Origin of the sequence: Chitinophaga oryziterrae (assembly GCF_009758125.1) — a bacterium.
GTDB classification, from domain to species: Bacteria; Bacteroidota; Bacteroidia; order Chitinophagales; family Chitinophagaceae; genus Chitinophaga; species Chitinophaga oryziterrae.
In genome coordinates, this window is the sequence record NZ_WRXO01000007.1 from 200,175 (window position 1) to 227,114 (window position 26,940).

Sequence of the window (26,940 nt, forward strand, 5' to 3'; positions counted from 1 at the left end):
CATGAAACAGGTACTTACATTTTTATTACTGCTGCTTACCATATCAGTAAATGCGCAGGTGAATGCTATTATCAGTGAATTTAAAAATCCTTTAGGGAAAGAAGTACTGGTGGCTGCCCACCGGGGCGACTGGCGTAATGCGCCGGAGAATTCCATCGCTGCTATTAAGTATGCGATTGCGATGGGAGTAGATATCGTGGAGATTGATGTACAGAAAACCGCAGATGGTCAGCTTGTCCTTATGCATGATGAGAAGATAGACCGTACCACTGCCGGTAAAGGAAAGGTGAGCGATTTCACCCTGGATTCCCTGAAAACATTATACCTGCGTAACGGATGTGGTGTCCCCACTCATCATCGTATCCCAACACTGGAAGAAGCCATGCTGGCCGCAAAAGGTAAAGTGATGATAAACCTGGATAAATCTTACAGATATATAAACGAAGCATATGCCGTGCTTGAAAAAACAGGTACTGTTAATCAGGCCATTTTTAAAGGAGATTTACCTGCCGGCAAAGTAATAAATGACTATGCAGCTGTATTGAAAAAGATACATTACATGTCTATCGTGTCGCTGGATGATTCTGCTGCACTGTATAGTATTCATGATGCCGTGTCACAGATAGAACCGGTAGCTTTTGAGCTGATATTTAAAAGTGATACCTCTGCTATCTTATCCCATCTGAAAGATATTAAACAGTCGAGGCTATGGGTAAATGCTTTGTGGGCCAGCCTGAATGGCGGTCATTATGACGATATGGCCTTCGATGATGGCAATATAAGAGATAGCTGGCAATGGCTGCTTGACAGAGGATTTAACATTATTCAAACAGACAGGCCCGCAGCATTACTCGCTTATCTAAGGAAGAAAGGATTGCATAAGTAATGTTTGAATTATACAACTATTAGTTGGAAATCTATATAAATATTGGTGATAAGCTCTATCATGGCTGATGTACCCGGAAAAGCCCCAGACTTTATGTCTGGGGCTTTTTATGTTTTTTGATTATAAATTCCTTGTTATGTTTTTTTTCTTTTAATTTTGCCCATAGGACACTTTAAACTAATTTGGGAAATCCTTATTTGTTTCACCCGCAGCTTTAGATACGCCAATTTAATAATTAAGAGGTCTGGTGTAGATGGATGTAGAAATCCTGTTAGAGCCCTGATTGATCTCCATAGATAACATACTAAATACTACCGGTATACGCAACTATACGGTGAGCCAATTTTTTACAACATAACTGATACATGAATAAAAACTCTACGCCTAGGTTTCTTATTGTTTTTCTATTACTACTCTGCAGCAGTGCATATGCAGCAGTACCCTATACACTACCCGTTATTGGTAATCTGAATGGAGATGTGGTCTCTTTTACAACAGCGGGAGCAGATGTGTTTTTAGATGCAGGCCTGGATGCGACTCTCACCGCAGGAACCGCACCAGACTTTAATGGTGGGCTGCTGACGGTGGCTGTCACCACCGGAGCAAGTTACGCGGAAGATGTCCTCAATATAAAAAATGAGGGCGCTGCTGCGGGACAGATTGGTGTAGATGCTAACGTCATTGCTTATGGCGGAATTACTATAGGGACATACACAGGCGGCAATGCTGGCCGTCCTATGCGAATACGGTTGAATGCCAACGCAAGTGCAGCTGCCATAACCGCGCTGCTGAAACGAATAGCTTATCTTGATAATAATAGCAGAGCCGCTACTGCCAGCAGAACTATCAGCTTTACTTTAAGCGATGGATATGGCAGTATCAGTACAGCAGCTGCTGTAACAGTGAACTTTACTGCTATTAATCATAGTCCGATAGCTAACAGTGAATATTATGTGACTGCGCAGGACCAGCTTATATCCCAGGTTGCACCCGGTCTTAAGGCAAATGATTATGATGTTGATGGAGATGCAGTAACGTTCAGTCCTGTCTCCCTGCCCCTGCATGGATCGTTGTCATTGAGTAATTCAGGTAGTTTTTCATATACTCCGGATGCCGGTTATACAGGACTGGATAGTTTTACATATAAGCTCTGTGACCCGGGAGGAGCCTGTTCCTCCGATGCCAAAGCATTATTCTTTGTGGGAAGCTCAAACGTGGCTCCTGTGCCGGCGAATGATGGTTATACCATTAACCAGGATATGGCATTAGACGTAAATGCAGCTTCAGGAGTACTACAGAATGATAATGATCCTAACAGTGGATCTATACGCAATTTTAATATGGCCGGTTTAGTTACTAGTCCTGCTCATGGTACTCTTAAGCTATATCCGGATGGAGGGTTTTATTATGTACCAAATATTGGCTTTAGCGGCACAGACCAGTTTGTTTACAGCAATTGTGATGCGCAGGGTGCATGTGCGAATGCCACCTGTACGATTACTATAAATAGCATTAACAGTGCACCGTTGGCTATTGACGATATTGTTACTACACCCGACTTTAAGAATCTCGGTGGGAATGTGTTAAGTAACGATACAGACAGGGAAGGTAATGCATTAACTACCTCACTGGTAACCGCCCCTGTAAATGGCAGCGTTGTATTAAATGCCGATGGCTCCTTTACTTATACATCCAATAATGGGTTCGACGGTATTGACAAATTTGAATACCAGGTATGCGACAATGGTATTCCTTCACGCTGTGATACTGCCCTGGGAATAATTGTAGTGATCAATACGAACGACCGACCAACTATTGCTACTGCTGCACAGGCGAATGTAATGGAAGATGTACCATCTCCCATGAACAGTTTCTCCTTCGCAGATACCGATGCAGGTACAAATCCCGTAACGGTTACTTTGTCTGTAACGCCTGCTGATGGTACATTGTCTGCCAACCCGGCAACTGGTATTATCATCGTTCCGACAGCTACGAATACAGTTATCTTGAAAGGGAGTATCACCGATATCAATAATTATATCGCTAAGGATAGTGTGAAATTCACCGGTACTTTAAATACAAACGGTAATACCGTAGTACTGACCGTCACCATCAACGATGGTGGATTTACAGGAGCAGATCCTGGTACTTCAGGAGATGCTAACAGTGAAGAACGGACAACGACAGTCTCCTTCTCCATAATTGCTGTAAACGACGCACCTGTGATTACGGTACCGGCAGCACAGACAGTAGCACTGAATACAAATCTTGTACTGAATAATGAAATTTCAATAGCCGATGCAGATGCTGGCAACAATACGGTAAGTGTAACCTTAAGTGTTACTGCTGGTACTATTACATTACCGCTTACGAGCGGTCTTACTTTTATAACAGGTTCCGGTACAGGGGATGTTACGTCTACTTTTAGGGGTACACTCACTGATATAAATAATGCGTTGAGTTTCATCATATATACACCTTCCGGCAATTATTCGGGTATCGCTACATTGCAGATTACCGCAGATGACCTGGGTAATAGCGGTACCGGTGGAGCAAAGACAGATACAAAGACAGTTGATATCTCAGTAGGGCCCTTAAAACCGTTTGTTATCAACGTTACTTCAGATAACGTCAATGGGACCTATAAAGCAGGAGATGTTGTTACTGTAAATGTAGTGTTTAATGAGATCGTGAATGTAACAGGTACCCCGCTATTAACCCTTGAAACAGGTGCTGCGGATCGCGATGCGGTCTATACTTCCGGTAGCGGAACGACCACACTTACATTCACTTACACCGTACAAAGCGGTGATGTATCATCCGACCTGGATTATACATCTGTGAGCGCATTAAGTGGAACGGTTAAAAACAACGCCGGTAATAAAGATGCTATTTTAGATTTACCCCTGCCAGCTGCTGCCAGCTCTTTATCTGCCAACAAAAATATTAAGATAGATGGTATTGCCCCTGTGGTAAATACTGTTACATTACCAGCGGACAATACTTATATAATTGGTGATGAACTGCTGTTTGTAGTGAATTTCAGTGAACCGGTTACCGTAACAGGCACTACTTCTTATTTACCAATCCAGATAGGTAGCGCTGCAGTGAATGCTACTTTCCTGTCTGCCACTGGCAGTACAGCTACTTACCATTATATCATACCGGCTGGTCAGCAGGATACGGATGGTATAGGTGTAGGACAGTTACAGTCCGCTACTATTAAAGATATCGCAGGCAATGACGCTGTATTAACATTTACGCCGGGTAGTACCGCAGGGATACTGGTAGATGCAGTGACGCCTGTGGTTACTAATGTAGCAGTAACAGCCGGTTATTATAACGCAGGAAAGAATATAGACCTTACCGTTACCTGGCCGGAAAATGTAGTCGTAACAGGAACGCCTCAGATCAGCCTTTTAATAGGCAGCACTATTCAGCCTGCTAAATATATCAGTGGCTCCGGTTCTAATACACTGGTATTCCGTTACACTATACAGGCAGGTGAAAATGATGCCAATGGTATTAATATAGGATCTACCATACAATCAGGTACTATTAAAGACCTGTCAGGTAATACGGCAGACCTCACCATACATTATACTACTACGCCGGGTATTGTTTATGTGGATACAAAGGCGCCTGTTGTATTAAGCGTAACAGGCCCTGCCAATGGTACTTACAAAGCCGGAGATGTACTGACATTTACAATCACTACGGATGAACCCATTACCATAGCACCGGCCGGCGCAGCGCCTTTATTACAGGTAACTATCGGTAGTACTGCTGTAAATGCAACACTCACCGGTAATACACTGACATTCTCATATACTGTTGTGGATGGGCAGTCGGACCTGGATGGGGTTTCTCTTGCTGCTTCTCTCACCACTGCCATTGGTAAGATAACAGACCAGGCAGGTAATGATCTGGATCCTTTGCTGAATAACGTAGCCGCATTCACAGGCGTGCTGGTAGATGCAGTAGCCCCGGTTGTAACAGCCGGACAAACATTCAGTGTATTCGAGAATATTGCTGCTGGTACTATTGTTGGCACTCTTGCAGCCACAGATAATGGTAGCATCCTGGATAACTGGAAGATCACACAAAATGCAGATACCGATAATGACAATATTCCTGCATTTGCTATTAATACCAGTACTGGTCAGTTAACAGTAAATGATGCGGATGAATTCAACTTTGAACGCAACCCACAGTTTAACATCAGTGTTACTGTTAGTGATGGATACAATACCAGTGCTGTTGGTACTGTCTCCGTTACGCTGAAAGACGTGAATGAAGTACCTGCTATTGGTACGGTGGCAGATCAGGCAGTATGTGCCGGTGGAGAACAAACCGTGACTGTTACCGGTATTTCTGCAGGCCCTGAAACGACACAGACGAATACTTTAAGTGTAAGCGCTGATAAAGACGTATTCACAACACTCACTATCACAGATAATGGGAATGGCACTGCTACAATCCGTTATGAGCTGAAAGGAGATGCCACTGGCACATCGGTGATTACTATAACCGTACAGGATAATGGGGGCACCAGCAATGGGGGTGTTGATAAAATTAGCACACAGTTCCCTGTGAAAGTATCCACACCACCGGTATTAACAATCAGCAGTGATAAAGGGATTACAGTTTCCAAAGGCTCCCTTGTTTACCTTACGGCAAGTGGCGCATCTACCTATTCATGGGAGAATGCAGATTACATCGTCAGCGGACAAAACACTGCGGTATTAAATGTTCGCCCGCAGGAAAATGTCACGTACACTGTCAATGGAAAAACAGCAGATGGTTGTACCGGACAGGGTTCTGTTTCACTGTTGGTCGTGTATGATTATAAACTGGATGCAACTAACATCCTCACACCAAATGGGGATGGTATTAATGATAAATGGATAGTACGGAACATAGATAGTTATCCTGATAACGATGTGAAAATATATGATCGTACGGGCAGACTGGTATACCATAAACAGCACTACCTGAACGAATGGGATGGTATGAGTAATGGCTCTCCACTGGCAGAAGGTACGTACTATTATATATTAACATTAGGTAACGATCAACACACGTTCAAAGGCTTTATCACTATTGTTCGCAATCAGAAATAATTAACATGAGATCTTTATATACGCTTATTCTTTTACTGTGCGTGCAGCAATTACAGGCACAATCCCTGGGCAGGGCGGTCAGCAATTTTGATCCGCCGGAAGCGCAGTATTTCTTTAACCAGTACCTGGCTAATCCTGCTATGGCAGGTATTGATTCCGGTATTCATATCAATGCTACTTATCGTCGTCCCTGGGATGCTATTCCGGGCGCGCCCGTTTCCCAGACCTTTACAGCAGATGCCAATCTAGGCAGCAGGGTAGGGGCAGGCGTGAATATTTACAATGATAAATCCGGTTTGTTACAGCGTACCAAAGTGGGGTTGACCTATGCTTATCACCTTCCGTTAGGCATGAATGCCCAGGCATTACATTTCGGATTATCGCTGGCGCTGGAAGTACAACGCCTGGATTATAAAAACATAAACGGAGAGGTGAATGATCCTTCCGTAAGTAGTTTCAACAGGCGTGACAATTATTTTGAAAGCGATTTCGGAGTAGCGTACACAGATCATCATTTAACGGTACAGGCAGCATTACCCAGCCTGATAGGGATGATTAAGAATGATAACAAAGGTGTATCGGGTTTAACTACTTTTTATAGTGCAGTGGCTTACCGCTTCAATACGGGAACGGAGATTACGAAGATAGAACCCAAAGTAGGTTATCGTGGTTTACGTGGAGAAGATGGCATCGTTGATGCCGGTGTGAATGTAGGTTTACTGGACGACCGGGCCAATGTTTTCGGAATGTATCACAGCAGTGGCAGTGTTAGTGCAGGAGCAGGGTTTAATTATAAATCGCTGCTGGGCATACAGGCTGTTTACATCACCCAGACATCCGGTTACAGCACAATTATGGGAAACAGTTTTGAGATCGACCTGCGATTGAATATCGGCAGGTAGAATAGATGGTTATTGGTTTTGATGGCGCATGTCTTTTGGGGCATGCGCTTTTTTATTACCTGCACATAGTTCCCCACAGGAAAGCACAACTATTTCCGGAAGTAAGATCACATTCCGATATTTGTATGATGAAATTTGAACTAGGTATTAGCTCCTTTGGGGACGTACGTCGTGATCATGGAGCAGGAAAAGCAGTGAATGCGCATCGCCGCATGCAGGAATTACTGGCTGAAATTAAGCTGGCAGATGAAGTAGGACTGGATGTATTTGCTTTGGGAGAACATCACCGCCCTGATTTTATGGTGTCAGCACCGGAAGTGATACTGGCCGCAGGTGCTTCCATTACTAAAAACATACGTTTGTCCAGCTCAGTAACGGTATTAAGTTCTGTGGACCCTGTGAGAACGTTTCAGAACTTTGCAACGGTAGACCTGATTTCCGGTGGACGTGCCGAGATCATGGCAGGCCGCGGCTCTTTTATTGAATCTTTCCCTTTATTCGGATATAAACTGGATGATTATGATGCACTTTTCAATGAAAAACTGGAAATGCTGCTGACGATCAACAAGAATGAATTCGTTACCTGGAAAGGGGAGTTCAGGGCGCCTTTGGTGAACCGTGGGATCTATCCTCGTCCCTTGCAGGAGTCTTTGCCCGTATGGCTGGCCGCAGGTGGTACACCTGCCTCTGCCAAACGTGCAGGCAGGATGAATCTGCCACTGATGCTGGCATTGCTGGGTGGTACCCCGGAGCATTTTGTACCCTTCGTTAAAACATACAGGGATGCCGCTACAGAGGCAGGCCATGATGCCAGTAAATTACAGCTGGGTATCAGCTCGCAGTTTCATATTGCGGAGCATGAGGAGGAAGCTGCCGAAGATTTTTATCCGGGATATGAGGTACTGATGAACCGTGTAGGAGCGGAGAGAGGTTGGTCGCCCCTCAACAGGCCACAATTCGACTACCTCAGAGAGAAAGGACCGCTGATGGTAGGTGGTGTAGAACAGGTCATTGATAAGATACTGGCACAGCATAAATTATTCGGGAACACCCGTTTCCTTGCGCAACTGGTAGGAGATGAAATGCCACATGATAAAGTATTACGCTCTATAGAATTGTATGGTACTAAAGTAGCGCCGGCAGTTAGGAAAGCACTGGAAGATAAATAACTAAAAAGCTCCTGAATAGATCAGCTACAATATTCCATAATCTGGAAATTTTTCCCGCAACGGGAAAAATTCAGATACAGGTAATTGTTTTAATTCATTAATAATCAATATTTTATGTCAGAATTTATGATTGGCATCTGAATGGCATTATTATTACAAAGCGAATAACATGAAAAGCAATTCTGATAGTAAAATATTCATTTTTGAAGATAATATTTATCTTCAGATGGCCTCCGAAGACGATTCTAAGTCTTTAGGATTTGCAGATATTATCTGGTGTGGTAAAATAGATGGGACGCGATTGGAAGAAAGCCTATGTTTTGATTATATGCTTGACGTTGTTGACTACAGGAAAGTTCAGGGAATGAAGGAGAGGCGGTAACAAAATGTACAAAGCCACAATATTATTGTACTTGTGGCTTTGTACAGGTATGAATTTCTTTATTTCTCTTTATCTTCTCCCATCAGAATAGCCCATGGCTGCAGTCCTTCTACCTTCTCACTGATAATACGGATAATAGCTGTGAGCGGAATAAAAAGGAACATACCAGGGATACCCCAGATCAATTTGCCGGTTAATACGGCTATGATAGTAATTAAGGGATTCAGTTTTACATTACCGCCCACGATACGTGGCAGGAGTATATTAGCATCCAGGAAATGTGCGACAATAAACACGATCGCTACCGTTAATGCATGGGTTGGTGTGCCATCTGCCAGCGTAATCACCATACTGATAGCCATGGCCGTATAAATCCCCAGGTAAGGTATTACATTCAGTACAGCCGCTATTACACTAATCAGCAACGCATATTTAATTCCTAAGATCGCAAAGGTAGATACCAGTAATACAATCAGGATCGCCATCTCTGTCAGTAACCCGATAATATACCGGTTGATCATACTTTTGGCGCTGCTGATCACATCTTCTACCTTATGCAGCTGATCATGGGGGAACAGCGCCAGAATAAAACGTTTGAACAGACGACGGTGGTATAACATAAAGAAAGTGAAGATCAGGAAGAAGATAGTGAGAATGAGTACTTCGCCCACACTTATAAAGGTTGCTCCAAGGGAGGTGAACGCTGTATCTTCCAGGCTACCGGCAGACCTCTTCAAATAAGCTATCTGTTGCTGGTAATCAACATGATAAGTATTGAATACCCAGGAACTGATTTCCTGCAGCATGGCTGTAAACTTGATTTGCAGTTCCGGCAGGTGATGGGTAAAACTTACTACCTGGTGACTTAATAAATAGACGAACCCACTTATAACCAATACAAATAACAATACTGACACTGCGGACGCAAATCCACGATGTAATCCCCAATTTTCCAGTTGTCTGGATACCGGGAGTAAGGCAAAAGAGATCAGCAAAGCAAAGAAGAGTGGAATAATAATGGTTTTCCCAAAGTGCATCAGGATCAGCACGAGTACAAGCGCATGCAGTATCAGGGCCAGGCGTGCATAAAAGGCCAGTTTAACGCTGTTCATAAAATGAGTAATTTTAAACTCCATCGTAATGGGGCCTTACAATGTAATAAATATTTGGCTACCAGAAGCATGCCAATGTTATATCTTATATTTGATCAGGTAAAATCGTCATATGAAAAAATTACTGCTCCTTGTTTTCCTGATCATTGCGGGTGAAACCCTTTCTGCACAAAATAAACCGGTATACTGGGAAGATGTACAAACGATCAAAAAGTATGATCAGATGTATGAACCTCCTTATCAGCCTATCCTTTTTATCGGTAGTTCTTCTATCCGTAAATGGAATGACCTGGAAAGGACCTTTGCAGACTATGTAGTGTTAAACAGGGGGATTGGCGGCGCTGTTGTAAATGATATCACTTATTATCTTAATGATATTGTATTCCCTTATCATCCCCGTCAGATCGTTATTTATGTGGGAGAAAATGATTTGCCGGATGAGCAATCTACAGCTGATTCTGTTTTAAACAGAACAAAACGCCTGATAGAAGGGATAAGAGCTAAATTACCCGAAATATCTATTCTTTATATCTCTATTAAACCAAGCCCCAGCAGGGAAAAATATCAGCCCAAAGCGATAGAAGCGAATAGGCTGATACGTGAATATCTGAAGGAGGATAAGAATATTACTTTTATTGATGTTTTCTCCCTGATGTTAACACCGGAAGGAAAACTCCGCCCTGAGTTATTTGTAGGAGATATGCTGCATATGAATGGACAGGGATATAAGATCTGGCGCGCTGCGGTGGAACCTTATCTGTTAAAGAGGCTTTAACGCTTGTGCCACCTTACTTTCAGATCCTTTAAAAGATACATTTTTTCCGGAAGGACTAATAAAGAAGATAGTGAAGGATTCAAAGTATCGGGCTTATTATTTGCTGATTTTTTTTCCAAAAAAAGTTCATGAGTAAACCATATGTAATCTGCCATATGATGAGTTCTGTGGATGGCAGGATCCTGCTGAAGCAATGGGGAGAGAGAAAGACTTCTTACACCAATACCTACGAGGAAACGGCGCTGGTACACAATACTAATGCATGGCTTTGTGGCAGGGTCACAATGGAAGAGGGGTTTGCCAGCAAAGAGCCTTTAGCGTTAAGGCCTGTCAGCAAACCGGTAGAACGTGTTGATTTCATTGCTCCTTATAAGGAAAAGTCTTTTGCTATTGCAATTGATCCTTCCGGTAAACTGAACTGGTCATCATCTGCCATTGATGAAGATCATATCATCACGGTATTGACTACAGTTGTATCTGACGAGTATCTGGCCTTTTTACAGGAAAAAGGGATCTCTTACCTTTTTGGAGGAGAAGTAGAAATAGACTTTAACAGTGTATTCGAAAGACTGTTCAGCATATTCAACATCAAAAGGTTACTGGTAGAAGGGGGTGGGAATATCAATGGTTCTATACTGAATGCAGGACTGATTGACGAGCTAAGTTTTTTATCCTGCCCGGTAATTGATGGTACGGATAATACACCTACGCTATTTGATGTAAGTGGAGCATTACCAAAGGCTCCTGCTTCACAGCTGGATTTATTTTTCATGGAAGAGTGGGAAGATAATGTATGGTGGATAAGGTATAAAGTGATTAAATAATTGGAAGGGAATCTTAGGATTCCTTTTTTTATTATTAATGATAGAGAACATCCTCATTCATGGAAGATAGCAGATCAGCTGGAATTGCTGAAATGGTACGAGTATCTGTTTTATTGGAGATAATCCCTGCGGGTACCAGACACTATTCTAAATAATAATGTCTGATCCTGTTAAAGTCCTCATCTAACTCATACACCCAGGGGATGCCTAAGGGAATATCCAGCATTGTTACTTCTTCATCAGTTAAATGATCTATATACTGGATCAATGCGCGTAAGCTATTCCCATGGGCGCATATAATCGCTTTCTTATGATTCCTCACCGCCTGCATAATGGTTTCTGTCCAGAAGGGGAGTACCCTCTCCATCGTTTCGCTTAAATTCTCCGTCAGTGGTAATTCTCTTTCGGTAAGCCCTTTATACCGGGGATCATTACCAGGGAAACGGGGATCTTTACGATCTACTGCAGGTGGATGTTCGTGAGGGTCTCTTCTCCATTTATGTACCTGCTCTGCTCCATATTTGGCAATGGTCTCTTCTTTGTTAAGGCCTTGTAACGCTCCGTAGAAACGTTCATTTAAACGCCAGGATTTCTCTTCCGGAATCCATAGTAAATCCATTTCTTCCAGCACGTAATGCAGTGTTTTAATAGAGCGTTTGAGTAATGAAGTGAACCCGATATCAAAAGAATAACCTTCTTTTTTCAACAGCTCTCCGGCATGTTTAGCCTGTTTAACACCTTCTTCAGAAAGGTCTACATCTGTCCATCCTGTAAAACGGTTCTCTAAATTCCATTCGCTTTGTCCGTGACGAAGTAATACCAATTTTAACATAGGTCTTGTTTTGCTTATTAAATATAACTGAATAAAATGTGTATTTTGTCAGTAATCAAGTTCCATCGTATGAAATCGTTATTCAGGGTCTCAATTATCATGCTCATTTTATATGGGTGCAACACTCATAAAAAGGATGCTGACTTTATACACTACGTAAAGCCGAATATCGGGGTAGCACATAGCCGCTGGTTTTTCTATACACCTGCTGCCAGTCCGTTCGGGATGGCTAAATTAGCGCCGTCTACTAATGGTAGTTATGGCAATGCCAGTGGATGGGAAGCCGTAGGATATGACGAACGTCATACTTCCATAGAAGGGTTCCCCAACTTCCATGAATTCCAGGTAGGAGGGATTGTCTTTGCTCCTACTGTGGGGTCCCTGCAAACTCAACCGGGTACACTGGAAAATGTTGCCGGTGGTTATCGCTCGAACTTCGATCATAAAGATGAGTTTGCGACAGCGGGATATTATTCCGTTATACTGAAAGATTATCACATAAAGGCGGAATTAACCGCTACAGATCGTGTAGGATTTCACCGTTATACTTTTCCTGCGTCAAAAGCATCCAATATTATTTTCGATATTGGCCACAGGCAGGGCGAAAGTGGCGCTGTGGTGGATGCAGATGTAAAACTGGTAGATAGCAACCGGATTGAAGGATATGTTATTACCAGTCCCGAATATGTGAAGAAATACCAGAAAGGTGCTACCGTTAACATGTACTTTTCTGCAGTGCTGGATAAAACACCTGCTGCTTACGGTATATTCATAGACAGCATTCCTATGGCGGGACAAAAAGAAGTAAAAGGTCCGGGTGCCGGAATGTACCTTACATTCCATACAACCGCCAATGAAGCTATTACTATTAAAGTAGGCTTGTCTTATACCTCTGTTGAAAATGCCCGCCTGAATCTCGATACAGAAGCCAAAGCGCTGACGTTTGACAAAGCTAAGCAACAAACCACTGATAAATGGAACGACTACCTGCACCGCATCACCGTAGAAGGTGGAACAGAAGAGGATAAGACGAAGTTCTATACCGGCTTGTTCCATGCCTTATTAGGCCGGGGATTGGCCAGTGATGTAAACGGAGCCTATCCAAAGAATGATGGCAGCATAGGGCAGATACCATTCAATGGTGACAGACCTGCCTGTAATCACTATAACACAGATGCTATCTGGGGCGCTTACTGGAATCTTACGCAGCTTTGGTCTGTGGCATATCCTGAATATTATGCCGACTGGATACAAAGCCAGTTACTCGTTTATAAAGACGCCGGCTGGCTGGGTGATGGTATCGCCAACAGTAAATACGTATCTGGTGTAGGTACCAACTTTACAGGGCTTGCAATAGCTGCTGCCTATAATGCCGGCATCAGAAACTTTGATGTAAACCTGGCATATGAAGCTGCACGCAAAAACGAACTGGTGGATGAAGGACGTTTGCCAGGTGCGGGCAAACTGGATGTAGGCGCGTTCGTTAAACGTGGCTTTTCTCCTTACATACCAGAGATCGATACAAACCAGCGGGAGCTGACCACCAAAGGTTCTGCCTTCGGAGCTTCCCATACATTGGAGTATTCCTTTAGCGCTTATGCTGTTGCCCAGTTTGCCAAAGCATTAGGTAAAACAGCAGATTATGAGCAGCTGATGAAATTGTCTAAAGGATGGAAACTGTTGTACGATTCATCTGCTAAATTCATCAGGCCTAAAGATAGCAACGGACAATTTATAACACCTTTTGATCCTGCTGCTCCCTGGATAGGGTTCCAGGAAGGCAATGCCTGGCAGTATACCTTCTTTGTACCGCACGATGTGGAAGAATTAGTAGCCGCGGTAGGGAAGGATGTATTCAATAAACGTCTTGACAGTATCTTCACCATCTCTCAGAAGAGCGTTTTCGGTGGTGGGAAAACAATAGATGCCTTTGCAGGATTACAGGGATTATATAATCATGGTAATCAACCCAATCTTCATATCTCCTGGTTGTTTAATTTCTCGGGCAGGCCTGATCTCACACAGAAATGGGTACGGGCTATCTGTGATGAATTTTATGGAACAGAGGGTATACATGGATATGGTTATGGGCAGGATGAAGACCAGGGACAGCTGGGTGCCTGGTATGTAATGGCTGGTATGGGTTTATTTGATGTAAAAGGGCTGACAGCACCATCACCTTCTTTCCAGGTAGGCAGCCCTTTATTTGATAAGGTAACGATTAATGTACCCGGAAGAAAAGCGTTTGTAATAACAACCGATAATAACTCAAAGCAGAATATATATGTTCAGTCGGCTATACTGAATGGCAAGCCGGCTTTAAGTGTTCCTTTTGCTGATCTTGTAAAAGGTGGTACCTTGGAATTGAAAATGGCAGCTACGCCCAAACGATGAAAATATACCAGGAATCATTGCAACTAAGAGAAAGAAGGCGAGGCTTCCATCTGATTACGGCGGAAGTAATGCAGGCGTTTCCTCATATCAGGGAAATGAAGACAGGCATGTGCCAGGTATTTATCCAGCATACATCTGCTTCGTTAACTATTAATGAAAATGCAGATCCTACTGTAAGGCAGGATTTTGAAATGTACTTCAGTAAAACAGTACCGGAGAATGATCCTGAGTATATACATAATGATGAAGGGCCGGATGATATGCCAGCTCATCTGAAGGCGGCTTTACTGGGTAGTTCTGTGATGATACCTGTCTGTAATGGCAGGTTTGCATTTGGTACCTGGCAGGGGATTTATCTATGTGAGCATAGGGATCATGGCGGGCCAAGGAGTCTGATTATTACTGCATGGGGAGAATGATCCGGTTTGATTTTCGGGTGCAGGGCTTCGCCCTGCAAAACCTCTTTAATTTTTTTGTGATGGTGCGAAGCACCATCACAAAAAAATTGCTCTTTGATCTGAATTTATATCTTCCCAAAATTACCTACCATTTCTCCGCTCGTTACTTCTTTCATAACACCGGTAGTGTGATTATATAATTTACACTTGAACTGCATTTTTGTTTTCAGATATAAGGTGCCTGTAAGATCTGTGGCATCTGCAATACTGATAATACTGAATGTACTGCCTGTCTGATCTCCAGTGCCATAATCTGTTTCCCATTCCTCACCATTGGCGTCTGTCCACCCGATAATTATGCCATCAGCAACAGAGAAGTCTTTTGTATACGCGCGTATTCCGGGCGCGAAATACGCCTTAAAATCATCGTTTGTAGCATTCATATAATGATGCATCGTTCCGATTGTAATACCAAAGCCGGTAGTACCTGCCGGGGGATCTGATTCTCCGTAGTTGATACTGGCAGATATGGTTACATCATCTCCGCCACCCATACCGGAGCCAGCTTCGTAGTTGTTATCCATAGTAACGGTTTGCTGATAGGTCTTACCATCAATCGTAATCTTATAATAGTAATCCGATGTGGTACCGCCATTATTTGTATCCGCAGGCAGGACTTCCACCGTAGCGCTGCAGGTAACAGCACCAGCTTTGAATGCAAAAGCATGAAAGCCGGCAGCTATCGGAGCGCCGGCAGCTATTAATGTAAGAGGTTGGAGCCCTAAAGCCGTAAAGTTACCTGCGCCTGCAAATACGATCCCATTCACGGTGTTGGTAGACATGGTCCAGTTGCCCACTTTGGTGACATTTACAGTAACAGTGAGACTTGCACCAGCGCTCATGCTTTTACCTACCTGGTAAGTACCGAGAATAATAACATTGGAGCAATTACCACCAGTAGCTACAAGCGCAAATTCGGCAGAACCACCGGTGCTGCCTCCTGGTGTCGTTACAACAGGAGCTGTTGGTGGTTCGTAAGACTTTTCTTTATTACAGGCAGAAATAAATAACATAAGAAAAAATAGGCGGGAAAGCCATTTAAAATCACAGAACATAGTATTTTTTTATTGGTTAATTGCTACATAGTTGGCAGAGAACGGGCAAAGATAAGCAGGATTTCAACGATCTGTATGCATTAGATGTTACAGGTAAGAGAAGAATTATATTCTCCTGTTTATATGTGAACATAGTGTTAAAGGGCTTCTTCACTATCATTAAGTATAATATATTTGAAGAGAACTCCTTAACCTATGCGACTAAAGTACTTTATCTTCCTGCTATCACTGACTTCCTGTGCTACAATAAAGAATAAAAGGACCTGTATTTTTAATGTAACTACCTGTGAGGATAGTACGAAGATCATTTACAATGATAGTACTTACAGCCTACCATTAAAAATGGAACTGAAACGTTCCCGTAAGCCATTGATTTTTAGTGCAGTGAGAGATTCTGTCAGCCGGGCTTATATTATCAATCCAATAACAGATAACCACTTCAGGTTTGGTAATATGTACTTCTTTATATACCCACCTGGTAATCCGCTGGGTTATCTGGTAGACCTTACCAATCCCCAACGCTATTATTATGGCAAGGAGCTGAATGTAGATGCAAAGAATGAGGATACCATCTTAATTCATACTAAAGGTCATGTTAAAGGGACTCCTTATCTGACATCCGCAACACCTAAACAACGGACGCCCTATTTTTCAAAAGACTTAGCGCAAAAGGGGACTTACTTCACATTGTCTGTACCTATTGCAGATCATATGCAATTGCAGCCATACGGAGAAGGAATGAAGGAGTCATGGGGTGGCTTTGGGTTTTCTCTGGGGCTTGAGCATTATTATGAAAAGAATAAAGCGATGGGGATACGGATGGGATTAATGGTGCATAATACTTTCCCGACGTTAGCGGAGCATTTCGGTGATTATTACGCTCCTAAGGACCATGAAAACGCCTTTTCGGTTTACCTGACCGCCTTTAAGAAGTATCATGTTAACAGAGAGGCTTTTTCCCTCGGTATCAGCAATGTAACGAACTGGTGGCAACATGATCAATCCTGGCGCGACCCTGTTGATAGTAACCTGTATCATACACGTAACAGAGACTGGACAACCAATTCCTTTGGTTTTGAACTTGCTGCCTATCATTATTTTAATTCCGTTATACAGCTGGGTATTATTTACAGGCCAACGATATTAACCGTTACACCTGACGTGAGGCTGATGTATCAGCATACGATCAGTTTGGATGTAGCATTCAGGTTTAATACCCAAAAAGAGAAAAAAGAGGTAAAGAAACGCCGGCACAAACCAATGAGAGATACAGACACCGAACTGGTCCCTGTTAAAATAGAAAAGCTCTCTCAATAAAGCCGGCTTTTATTTGTAATTTTAAGCTGTGGTACATAGTAAATTACTGAATCTTATTGCCGGGCATGTGCAGATGGATCAAGCCGATGAAGGGTTTGTTACAACCTTATTCCGTCCCCTGAGTTGTGAGAAAAATACTATGCTGGAAAAAGAAGGCAAAGTGCCTGAGTTCCTGTATTTTATTAATTCCGGCTTTGTAAGGGTGTTTTACTGGGAAGATGGGAAACAGATTACCACACATATTAACTGCCCTCCGGGATTTATTACCTCCTTTAATAGTTTTATCTCCGCGAAGCCTGCTCCTGATAATGTAGAATGTGTAACAGACTGTGAGTTATTAAAAATTACTAAAGAAGACCTGGAATGGTTGTATCAGCGTAGCACCCAATGGGCCTTATTTGGCAAAATCATCTATGAAAAATCTCTTGCGTATAATGAAACACGTACAAAAGAGATGATAGGGTTATCCGCAGAACAACGATATCTTAAATTGTTAGAAAACCAACCTGAAATTATCCGGCAGGTACCTTTACAATATATCTCCTCATATTTGGGTATAGAACCCCAGTCTTTAAGCCGTATACGAAAGAAGATAAGTTCTTAACATTTGTTCAGCAGGAACTATTCCAGGCTACTGATCTTTGCATTGTAAAACAAACACAATGAAAAGTATCAAAGGAAAGACCGTGTTAATCACAGGTGCCTCTTCAGGAATTGGTAAGGCATTTGCTTTCGAAGCGGCAAAAAAAGGGGCGAACCTTATTTTAACTGCGCGTTCATCACAGCAACTAAATGACATAGCTACCCGGATAACCCGTCAGTACAATAACAAGGTACAGGTAATAGTGGCCGACCTTTCACATAAAGAAGATATTGCAAAATTTAACGGGGTAAAAACAGACCTCCTGGTTAATAATGCAGGCATAGGGAAGTGGGCCAACTTTTTAGATGAAGCTTCTTATGAGGAAATGCTGGAGTTAAATATCAATGCACTTGTTAAACTAACACAACTGGTATTGCCGGGTATGCTGGAACGCGGGGAAGGTGGCGTAATAAACATAGCCTCCACAGGTGCATTTCAGCCTTGTCCTTATGTAGCGGTCTATTGCGCGAGTAAAGCTTTTGTATTGTCCTTTTCGGAGGCGTTGTATGGAGAGTATTACCATAGAGGGGTGACGGTAACAGCTGTTTGTCCGGGTAATACGGCGACTAACTTCCAGGTGGCTGCAAAAGCGGATACAAAGGGAATGTCTGTTGATACGGCGGAGTATGTGGCACAAAAAGGCTTGGAAGCATTTTTTAAAGGGAAGAGCTATGTGATTACGGGAAGAGTGAATTATCTGCAATCATTTTTACCCAGGTTATTACCAAGAAAGAGTATGATTAATGTGGTGTCAGGAATGATGAAAAAGAGAGTTGCTACTAATTAGTAGCAGCTCTGGTTCTACCCGGACAAACAGCACTGGTTATAGCTTTTCTGTAAAGAGCCTTTTCTTAATTGTATATGCTATAATACCTGCTGTGGTAACTCCCGCACCTGCCAGCATCATATGTACCCCTGTAGAGATAAAGATCCCTACCCAGATAATAATAGCAAGAATGGCCGGCACCGGGAACAAAGGCATGCGCCATTTAAAGAAAGTTCTTCCTTTCTTCTTACTCAGCATAATCAGACCAACAGCCTGAGAGATAAATTGTATTAATATCCGCATAGCCAGTATGGCACTGATCACTTCTTTGATTTTGAACAGCAGGCTGAATACAAAAGCGACTGCTCCTAAAAAAAGGAGGGATACGTACGGGAAGTTTTTAGTAGGATGCAATCGCGCAAATACTTTGAAGAAGGCACCGTCCTGTGCTGCTGCATATGGTATCCTGCTGTAACCCAGGGTGGCGGAGAATACCGAAGCAAAAGCCACCCAGAGGATTAACACTGTGGCAACCGTAGCCGCAGTATGCCCGGACAATACCTGTATGAACTCACTCACAACAAATGGGCTCTTTTCTATGCGCTCCAGTGGCAGTACAGAGGCCACGCTGATATTCATACACAGGTATAATACGGTAATCCCTGCAATGGAAATGAACATACTCCGGGGAATGTTCTTTTCCGGCATCCTGATTTCTGCGCCTAAATGACAGACATTATAGTATCCCAGGTAACTGTATATAGTCTTCACACTGGAAAACCCCAGCGCTGCCGCAAAAGCATAGTTGAGTTCCAGTCCATCGTTAATATGTTTTACAGGCTCCAGGAAATGACCGTGGGTAATCCCTCCGCTGATGATCCATACCATAGTAACCAGGACGCCTATCCATAACAGCACGCTTATCTTACCGATCGTTTCTATGTTCCTGTATAACAGGAAGATAATCAACAGCACCACCATTCCACTCACCGCCTTTGTTTCCCAGAACCCTAATGGGAAGATATACCCTGTATATTGTGCAAAGCCTATCGCAGCAGAAGCAATCACCAGAGGAGCCTGTATCATGGTCTGCCAGACAAACAGGAAACTCATGAGTTTCCCCGTTCGTGGCCCGAAGCTCTCTTTTAAAAAGTTATAGCTGCCGCCTGCCTTTGGGAAGGTAGCACCCAGTTCACTCCATACCATAGCGTCTATGAACGAGAGGAATGCTCCGGCTATCCACGCATACAGGAAGCTGGGGCCGTGCATTGTTTCTGCTACCACACTTAATACGATGAACGGGCCGATACCCACCATGTCTGTCATGTTGATGGCGGTAGCCTGTACTAAACTTATGCGACGGGAAAGTTCTGGTTGATTCATTGCGGGAGTAAAAGTAAAAAAATATTGAATAGAAAAGATCAGGGATATTCTCCGGCGTTTTCTATCATTGTCAAAAAAGTACTATAATCTGATGGATAAAAGCAAATCTATTTCTTTTAATTAATTGTATCTTGCTATGAGCCCACTGGAAAGTAAACGAAAGAAACAAGCCTGGCCCTCGAATAACATCTGATCGTATTTGTCAACCTAAGAAACCCACTGTTATGACCTGAAGTAGCCCTACTTAGCCAATTTTTTATACTATATGATTAAAACAACATACGGATGCTGTTAATGGCGCCGTCATGCATTTTTCCACCGTTTAATGAGATTACTATGAAACAAAAAAAATGGGCAATCCCTCTGCCCGCATTGCTGCTGTTTATGCTGTTAATGTTGCCCGCGTATGCCTGGTCCGCTTTAGTAAAAGGCATTGTCAAAAACACAAAAGGCGAATTCCTGGCCGGTGTCACCATCAAAATAAAAGGTACGAACACCGGTACGCTGTCCAAAGAAGATGGCTCTTTTCAGTTACAGGTGCCAGCCGAAGATAAAGCCGTATTGGAAATCAGTTACATGGGGTATCAATCCCAGGAAATAGCGCTGGGTGGCCGCAGTGTTTTACAGATAACGCTAACGGAAAGCGCCAGCGGATTAAATGAAGTCCTTGTAATTGGGTACGGTACGCAGAAAAAGGTATCCACTACTGCTGCTGTATCATCGGTAGGCGGGAAGGACCTTGCCAAATCACCGGTACCCAATATTTCCAACTCACTGGCCGGCAGGGTAGCCGGTGTAAGTATGCGTCCCAATGGCGGAAGACCAGGAGCAGATAATCCTGATATTCACATCCGGGGTATTGCTACTACAGGCAACAGCGGTGCACTGATTGTTATTGATGGTATTATACGTGATAATATCAATGAAATACCTGCCAGCTCTATTGCGTCTGTAACTGTGCTGAAGGATGCCGCTGCTGTAGCACCTTATGGCTTAGGTGGTGCGAATGGCGTATTGCTGATCACTACAAAAAAGGGATTGAACGGGCCTCCCCAGTTATCTCTCAATGCTTCCTATGGTGTGCAGATGCCGACCTATTACCCTTCTATGCTCAATGCGCAGGATTATATGCGACTGCATAATGAAGCTTATCTGAATGAAAATCCAACCGGTACTCAACTGCCTTATACAAATGATCTGATAGATCATTATGCGGAACTCAATAAACAAGACCCTGATAAATATCCTATCAGTAATACCAAAGACCTGGTACATATGCATGCGCCCATGCAGAACTATGCACTACAACTAAGTGGAGGTTCTCCTACCATGAAGTATTTTGTATCACTGGGATATCTGAATCAATCAGGCATGTTTGATCCTGTTAGTTATCGTCGATATGATTATGACGTAAACCTGGAAGTGCAGGCTACTAAGACAACTACAGTGAATTTATCACTGATAGGCGCTTTTGAGCAAACACATTCTGTAGATACTGCTATATCGGTAACTAATCTTTTCCGTAGTAATTATAAATTCATCCCTATTGCCAACCTGCGCTACAGCAATGGACTATGGGGCGAATTTGCGGGGAATTCCCCTATAGGAATGCTGAATGCCGGTTACCTGCACAACGACAGAAATACCTTGCTGTCTACTATTGCCGTAAATCAGCAATTGCCATTCATCCCCGGATTAAGTGTCAAAGGGTCTTTTAGTTTCGACCCTACACAAATGACCAGCAAAGGATGGCATACGCCTTTTTATTTTTATTCTCAGGACTTATCTACCACACCTTATACGTATAAAAAACAGATCTCTACTGCCGAAGGTAATGCAGCATCTTACACCTGGTTGGGGCAAAAATATGCACAGCAAAGATTATACACCTTTCAGGGATATCTGAACTACCAGCGAACTTTCGGGAAACATGATATCACAGGATTAGTAGTAGCAGAAGCGCGTAAAAGTGATTCCAGTGCTTTCTCTGCCCGCAGAAATAATTTTGGTGTTAACATTGATGAACTGGGAATGGGTAGTTCTGATAAAAGCGACTTCGATAATGGAGGGTCTTCTTCTGCCGGAAGCCAGATTGGTTTTGTATACAGAGTAGGTTATAGTTATGCGCATAAATACTTACTGGAAGCCTCCGGCCGTTATGATGGCCATTACTATTTTGCACCGGGGAAACGCTGGGGTTATTTCCCTGCATTCTCTGCCGGTTGGGTATTATCCGAAGAAAAATTCTTACGCCCACTGTCATTTATCAATTATCTGAAAGTAAGAGGATCGTGGGGTAAATCAGGTAATCTCGCGGGAACGCCTTTCCAGTATCTGCAAGGGTATCTGCTGTATGGCAATGCATATGCATATGGTAACGGTACTATGGTACAAGGATCTTATGTACCTCGCGAAGCTAATCCAAATATTACCTGGGAAATCTCAACCAAAACAGATGTAGGCTTTGAAACATCTTTGTGGAAAGGCTTGCTGGACCTTGAAGTAGATTATTTTCATGAAAGAAGGACCGGGATGTTATTACCACCTGCTGTGACTGTTCCCATAGAATACGGGTTAGATCTTTCTGATGAAAACGAAGGCATCATGGAAAACCATGGGATAGAAATTACAGTCGCTACCGCACACGAATTTGCGAATGGTTTGCATGTAGGTATCAGTGGGAATTTCAGTTATGCCAGGAATAAAATGTTGCAGATATTCGAAACTTCTGCTACCCGTGATAACCCCAACAGAAGCAGAACTGGAAGACCTTTCGGCACTCCGTTCGGCTATCATGCACTGGGGCTTTTCAATACTGCGGATGATAAAAATAATGATGGATTGATCGATGCAGCAGATGGTTATAATGTAACACAGTTTGGAGCCTTGCATCCCGGAGATATAAGGTATGCGGATGTTAGCGGTCCTGATGGAAAACCAGATGGAAAAATAGATGCGAACGATGAAACACGTATAGGCAATCCTGTATATCCGTTCATTACATATGGTTTTACGCCAACAGCATCCTGGAGAGGGCTTGATCTCAGTTTATTCTTCCAGGGCTCAGCGATGTCCAGCTTTAGTATTTCAGGTTTCCAGACGATCCCTTTCAATAATAACAACAGTAACTCCGCTTACGAATATTACAACAACCGCTGGACTCCTGATCATCAGAATGCAAAGTACCCGAGAGCGAATCAATCTCCTTATGCTAATAATACACAGGTATCCGATTTCTGGATGGCTAATACAGCATTACTGCGCCTGAAAACAGTGATGCTGGGGTATACATTACCGGGCGAAATACTGCAACGCTTAAAGATAAAGACGATACGTTTGTATGTATCCGGGCAAAATATGCTCACCTTCAGTAAACTGAAATTCATGGACCCTGAAGTGGGTTACACGGATGGTGAAACTGCATACCCCAATCAGAAAGTATACGTAATGGGATTGAATGTAACTTTTTAGATCACTAGTAATCCGACTAATCATGAAATACATAAAATCGATTTTCATATTGATATTACTTTTTTCCTGTAATAAGAATTTCCTTGAGAAGACTGATAAAACGCAATTAACGGATGAGATACAATGGGCATCGGAAGGAAATGCGGATATCTTTCTCAATGATATTTACGGCAGCTTACCCAATTACTGGAATCAACCGGAGAACCTGGATAATTTCACAGATGATAATGATGCAGGTTTTTATTATACCTCTAATAACTGGAAACAGGGGATTGTAGCTCCTTCCGGTACTGACTATACGGTTTGGGGTGGTATTACGGGATCGGGAGATCTTACCAACTGGCCGGCTATTTTTACTGCCGTTAGAAAGTGTAATACTTTTATGGCCGAAGTGCAGGCAAATGCGGCTAACTTTTCACCGGAATGGAAACAGAAACGTTTGGATGAAGCCCGTTTCCTGCGTACCTTTTTTTACAGCGAATTATGGATGCACCTGGGCGGGCTTCCACTCATTACCAATCTTCCTAACCGAAGCGATAGCAATGGGCTTTATTATCCCCGCAGCACGTTTGCGGAGACTGTCAACTTTATCACCAGTAACCTTGATACCATATTACTAAACGGGCATCTTGCCGTTAAATACAATCATGGTGAAGCAGATGCGGGCCGTGCTACCCTTGGTGCTGCGCTGGCATTAAAAGGCTGGGTACAGTTATATGCTGCCAGTCCTGCTTATAACGCAGCACAACCTGCTGCCGGTCCGGATCCCCTGGCAGGCTATAACAATTATGACGGACAAAGATGGACGGATGCTGCGGCTACATTGAAACAGTTCCTGGACCAATATGGTAATGGCCATCCTTACGGCTTATTCCCTGATCTCAGCGCTCTCTGGTATGAAGCCAATGAATACCATGCGGAAGTAATATGGGACCGGCAGGTGGTACCCACTACGATGGGCTCTTCTTTTGAACAATATGGCGGGCCGGTGTGGATCAATGGTGCTTATTACACCTGGGGTAATTACGATCCTACCCAGGAGCTGGTAGACCAGTTCCAGATGGCTAATGGGAAAAGCATTCAGGATCCCACTTCAGGTTATGATCCGCAACATCCTTACGTGGGCAGGGAGCCTCGTTTTTATGATTGGATAGTGTATGATGGCGCACCGTATAAAATGGCCTGGATGGACAAACAGGATACTATTTACACCCGTATCGATAAGGTGCATCCATCCAAAAACCAGATCGATTTCGGGACAGATGATGTAAGCAACACCGGATATTATTTCAAAAAAAGACTAAATCCACTGGTAAGACCCGGAGGAGGAACCATCAGTGGCGCCAATTTCATTTACTACCGGTATGCGGAAATCCTGCTGGGGTATGCAGAAGCGCAGAATGAATCTGCCGGCCCTGATGCCAGCGTGTATGATGCCATGCACCAGATAAGGGCAAGAGCTGGTCTTCCTGACCTGCCAGCGGCATTAAGTAAGGACGATATGCGTACCGCCATTCACCAGGAGCGGCGCATAGAACTATGCTTTGAGAACAAGCGCTTTTATGATATTATCCGCTGGAAAACAGCAGAGAATGTATTGAACCTGGACAGACACGGTATGAAGATCACTAACAGTGTTCCTGCTGATAATAGCGGGGTATGGGTGTATGAGGTAGTACCGCTGAATCATCCGCATGTATTCCTGCAGAAAATGTATCTGAACCCTATTCCGCAGGATGTGATGGACCGCAATCCACGTATCAGGCAGAACCCTGGTTATTAAACGTGTCAATGTGTAGCAGGCCAGGGATGTACCCTGGCTTGTTACATATTGATTAATTATTGATTGAAGTAAATGCACCCTATATATGTCACATTTGCCCCCTGAGAGAACGTGACTAAATAGTAATTTTGAGGTATGTTTATCGATATTAATAACAGGAAAGAATTACTACGACTATTCCAGTGTCTTACGCCAGATGCTGTACCGCTTTGGGGCAAAATGAATCCACAGGAAATGGTAGAGCATTTAACCGACCAGGTGGAATATACTAATGGTACGAAAATACCTACCTGCGATAAGCCTGCTGAGGAGGCTTATGAGAGTAAACTCAGAATGCTTAAGTCTAATAAGGAGCTGCCAAAGAATGTATTTCTGGGAGAACTCCCTGCATTAATTTATCCAGATATTGAAACAGCTGTTCATCAACTGATGGTGGCACTGGATGATTTTGATGCATATTTTAAAATACCAGGAAACACCGCTATTCATGGTGGATTTGGTCCTATGGACTACAATGAGTGGCTGATATGGCATGGCAGACATTTTACACATCATCTGAAACAGTTCGGTCTCATTAAATAACATCGCAAGAATCGGGTTTCTACCCGCACCCCATCCATGTACTTTTGAATTCTAATTTAAACATCATGGAAACACAAAAAGAAAAAGACAACAAGGCTATCGTTGGCCGTTGGTTCGCGAATTTCTGGGGAGAAACCTGTAATCTCGACATTGTTGATGAATTGGCTGCATCAGATATGCTACTGAGTTATTCATTGCATGAACCTCGTCGTGGTCACGAAGACATCAAAGCATTTATGACTGATTTTCGTACAGCCTTCCCTGATCTTAACTTCTGGGGTGCTGCAGATCTTATCGCTGAAGGCGACTATGTTGTCGGGCGTTGGGAAGGTGGCGGTACACACACCGGGCCGGCTTTCAGTGACTTCCTTGCAGGATCATTACCAGTTGCAACTGGCCGCAAGATGCATTTCACGGGAACAACTGTACTTCGCCTTAAAGACGGAAAGATAGTGGAGGAGATCGGTTTGGATGATGGTGTTACAGCATTGACACAGCTGGGGCTTATCAAGGCAATCTGATAAACTTGTATGTAAGAGAAGGGGACATCAAAAGTAATTGAGTCCTCTTCTTTATACATTAGATAAATATTATATTTGCTTATGGAAGAGCAAAGCGGATCTATTTTTTCATCGGAATTTGATGATGTACAACCTGTTAAACGCAGATGGTTAATATTGCCCTGGTGGATAAGGGCTTTCTCCTGGTTGTTTCTTTTAACAGGAGCCTTGTCACCTTTTATTCTGATAGCAGGACTTTTCGGGATTCAGGTAAGTCTGAGTCTATATGGTATGGAGTCAACTGGACCTGTTTCATTTGCAGGATTTTGCCTGGTAGTACTTTTTATGTTGAAAGGTATTGCTGCATATGGATTATGGGCTGAAAAGAATTGGGGAATTGTAATGGCATTGGCAGATGGTCTGTTAGGAGTTGTGATCCGTATAGTCTCTATGTTTATTCCCGATCATTCAAATTCAACACAAGGTTTTATCCTTAATTTCAGACTGGATCTTATTGTGTTGGTTATATATTTAATTAAGCTGTACAGATTAAAAGGTCAGTGGGATGAAAGTGGTAAATAAA

Annotated in this window: 21 protein-coding genes; 17 read left to right on the forward strand and 4 right to left on the reverse strand. The window is 43.1% G+C overall.

Going from position 1 to position 26,940, the window contains the following annotated elements; genetic code table 11:
* Position 1 precedes the first annotated feature (1 nt).
* From GO495_RS22385 to GO495_RS22405, 5 genes are all read left to right on the forward strand, one after another.
* The gene (locus GO495_RS22385; RefSeq protein WP_205691306.1) at positions 2-886 is read left to right on the forward strand and encodes a glycerophosphodiester phosphodiesterase family protein; all 885 of its coding nucleotides are present in this window, start codon (positions 2-4) and stop codon (positions 884-886) included.
* Between the two features lie 365 nt (positions 887-1,251).
* Positions 1,252-6,009 (forward strand): tandem-95 repeat protein, encoded by a 4,758-nt coding sequence (locus tag GO495_RS22390; RefSeq protein WP_157301970.1) that lies wholly within the window; start codon positions 1,252-1,254, stop codon positions 6,007-6,009.
* 5 nt (positions 6,010-6,014) lie between these two features.
* Entirely contained in the window at positions 6,015-6,911 is an 897-nt protein-coding gene (locus GO495_RS22395) for a PorP/SprF family type IX secretion system membrane protein (protein WP_157301971.1), read from the forward strand.
* Between the two features lie 128 nt (positions 6,912-7,039).
* Positions 7,040-8,080 (forward strand): Atu2307/SP_0267 family LLM class monooxygenase, encoded by a 1,041-nt coding sequence (locus GO495_RS22400; RefSeq protein ID WP_205691307.1) that lies wholly within the window; start codon positions 7,040-7,042, stop codon positions 8,078-8,080.
* A gap of 169 nt (positions 8,081-8,249) precedes the next feature.
* Positions 8,250-8,462, forward strand: coding sequence for a hypothetical protein (locus tag GO495_RS22405; protein WP_157301973.1), 213 nt, complete (start codon positions 8,250-8,252; stop codon positions 8,460-8,462).
* A gap of 59 nt (positions 8,463-8,521) precedes the next feature.
* On the opposite strand, the gene GO495_RS22410 is transcribed toward GO495_RS22405, so the two are convergent.
* Positions 8,522-9,574: an AI-2E family transporter gene (locus tag GO495_RS22410; protein WP_157301974.1), complete on the reverse strand. Its 1,053-nt coding sequence runs from the start codon at positions 9,572-9,574 to the stop codon at positions 8,522-8,524.
* Between the two features lie 112 nt (positions 9,575-9,686).
* Here GO495_RS22410 and GO495_RS22415 point away from each other — a divergent pair, with 112 nt between their 5' ends.
* Together GO495_RS22415 and GO495_RS22420 are read left to right on the forward strand one after the other, a co-directional pair.
* A complete protein-coding gene (locus GO495_RS22415) occupies positions 9,687-10,349 on the forward strand; it encodes a GDSL-type esterase/lipase family protein (RefSeq protein WP_157301975.1) in 663 nt (220 codons plus the stop codon).
* 128 nt (positions 10,350-10,477) lie between these two features.
* Positions 10,478-11,173, forward strand: coding sequence for a dihydrofolate reductase family protein (locus GO495_RS22420; protein WP_157301976.1), 696 nt, complete (start codon positions 10,478-10,480; stop codon positions 11,171-11,173).
* 142 nt (positions 11,174-11,315) lie between these two features.
* On the opposite strand, the gene gpmA is transcribed toward GO495_RS22420, so the two are convergent.
* On the reverse strand, positions 11,316-12,005 hold the full coding sequence (gpmA, locus tag GO495_RS22425) for a 2,3-diphosphoglycerate-dependent phosphoglycerate mutase (RefSeq protein WP_157301977.1): 690 nt from the start codon (positions 12,003-12,005) through the stop codon (positions 11,316-11,318).
* Between the two features lie 69 nt (positions 12,006-12,074).
* Between gpmA and GO495_RS22430 the strand changes: the two genes are divergently transcribed.
* Positions 12,075-14,399, forward strand: a complete 2,325-nt coding sequence (locus tag GO495_RS22430) for a GH92 family glycosyl hydrolase (protein WP_157301978.1) — start codon at positions 12,075-12,077, stop codon at positions 14,397-14,399.
* Positions 14,396-14,818 carry a secondary thiamine-phosphate synthase enzyme YjbQ gene (locus GO495_RS22435; protein WP_157301979.1) on the forward strand — a complete coding sequence of 141 codons (423 nt, stop codon included), beginning with the start codon at positions 14,396-14,398 and terminating at the stop codon, positions 14,816-14,818. The genes GO495_RS22430 and GO495_RS22435 overlap by 4 nt, the downstream gene beginning before the upstream one ends.
* Positions 14,819-14,922: 104 nt before the next feature.
* On the opposite strand, the gene GO495_RS22440 is transcribed toward GO495_RS22435, so the two are convergent.
* Complete coding sequence (locus GO495_RS22440; protein ID WP_157301980.1) at positions 14,923-15,870, reverse strand: hypothetical protein; 948 nt, start codon at positions 15,868-15,870, stop codon at positions 14,923-14,925.
* A 237-nt stretch (positions 15,871-16,107) separates the two neighbouring features.
* Between GO495_RS22440 and GO495_RS22445 the strand changes: the two genes are divergently transcribed.
* The 3 genes from GO495_RS22445 to GO495_RS22455 are packed head-to-tail and all read left to right on the forward strand — an operon-like array spanning position 16,108 to position 18,659.
* Complete coding sequence (locus GO495_RS22445; protein WP_157301981.1) at positions 16,108-17,229, forward strand: hypothetical protein; 1,122 nt, start codon at positions 16,108-16,110, stop codon at positions 17,227-17,229.
* A 28-nt stretch (positions 17,230-17,257) separates the two neighbouring features.
* A complete protein-coding gene (locus tag GO495_RS22450; RefSeq protein ID WP_205691308.1) occupies positions 17,258-17,833 on the forward strand; it encodes a cyclic nucleotide-binding domain-containing protein in 576 nt (191 codons plus the stop codon).
* A gap of 58 nt (positions 17,834-17,891) precedes the next feature.
* Positions 17,892-18,659 (forward strand): SDR family NAD(P)-dependent oxidoreductase, encoded by a 768-nt coding sequence (locus GO495_RS22455; RefSeq protein WP_157301982.1) that lies wholly within the window; start codon positions 17,892-17,894, stop codon positions 18,657-18,659.
* A gap of 36 nt (positions 18,660-18,695) precedes the next feature.
* On the opposite strand, the gene GO495_RS22460 is transcribed toward GO495_RS22455, so the two are convergent.
* On the reverse strand, positions 18,696-20,021 hold the full coding sequence (locus GO495_RS22460) for an APC family permease (RefSeq protein WP_157301983.1): 1,326 nt from the start codon (positions 20,019-20,021) through the stop codon (positions 18,696-18,698).
* Between the two features lie 336 nt (positions 20,022-20,357).
* On the opposite strand from GO495_RS22460, the gene GO495_RS22465 reads away from it, so the two are divergent.
* From GO495_RS22465 to GO495_RS22485, 5 genes are all read left to right on the forward strand, one after another.
* Entirely contained in the window at positions 20,358-23,492 is a 3,135-nt protein-coding gene (locus GO495_RS22465) for a SusC/RagA family TonB-linked outer membrane protein (protein WP_157301984.1), read from the forward strand.
* A 22-nt stretch (positions 23,493-23,514) separates the two neighbouring features.
* Positions 23,515-25,275, forward strand: a complete 1,761-nt coding sequence (locus GO495_RS22470; protein ID WP_157301985.1) for a RagB/SusD family nutrient uptake outer membrane protein — start codon at positions 23,515-23,517, stop codon at positions 25,273-25,275.
* 135 nt (positions 25,276-25,410) lie between these two features.
* Positions 25,411-25,857, forward strand: a complete 447-nt coding sequence (locus GO495_RS22475) for a DinB family protein (protein ID WP_157301986.1) — start codon at positions 25,411-25,413, stop codon at positions 25,855-25,857.
* Positions 25,858-25,922: 65 nt separating this feature from the next.
* Positions 25,923-26,378 (forward strand): ester cyclase, encoded by a 456-nt coding sequence (locus tag GO495_RS22480; protein ID WP_157301987.1) that lies wholly within the window; start codon positions 25,923-25,925, stop codon positions 26,376-26,378.
* 81 nt (positions 26,379-26,459) lie between these two features.
* Positions 26,460-26,939: a hypothetical protein gene (locus GO495_RS22485; RefSeq protein WP_157301988.1), complete on the forward strand. Its 480-nt coding sequence runs from the start codon at positions 26,460-26,462 to the stop codon at positions 26,937-26,939.
* Position 26,940 lies beyond the last annotated feature (1 nt).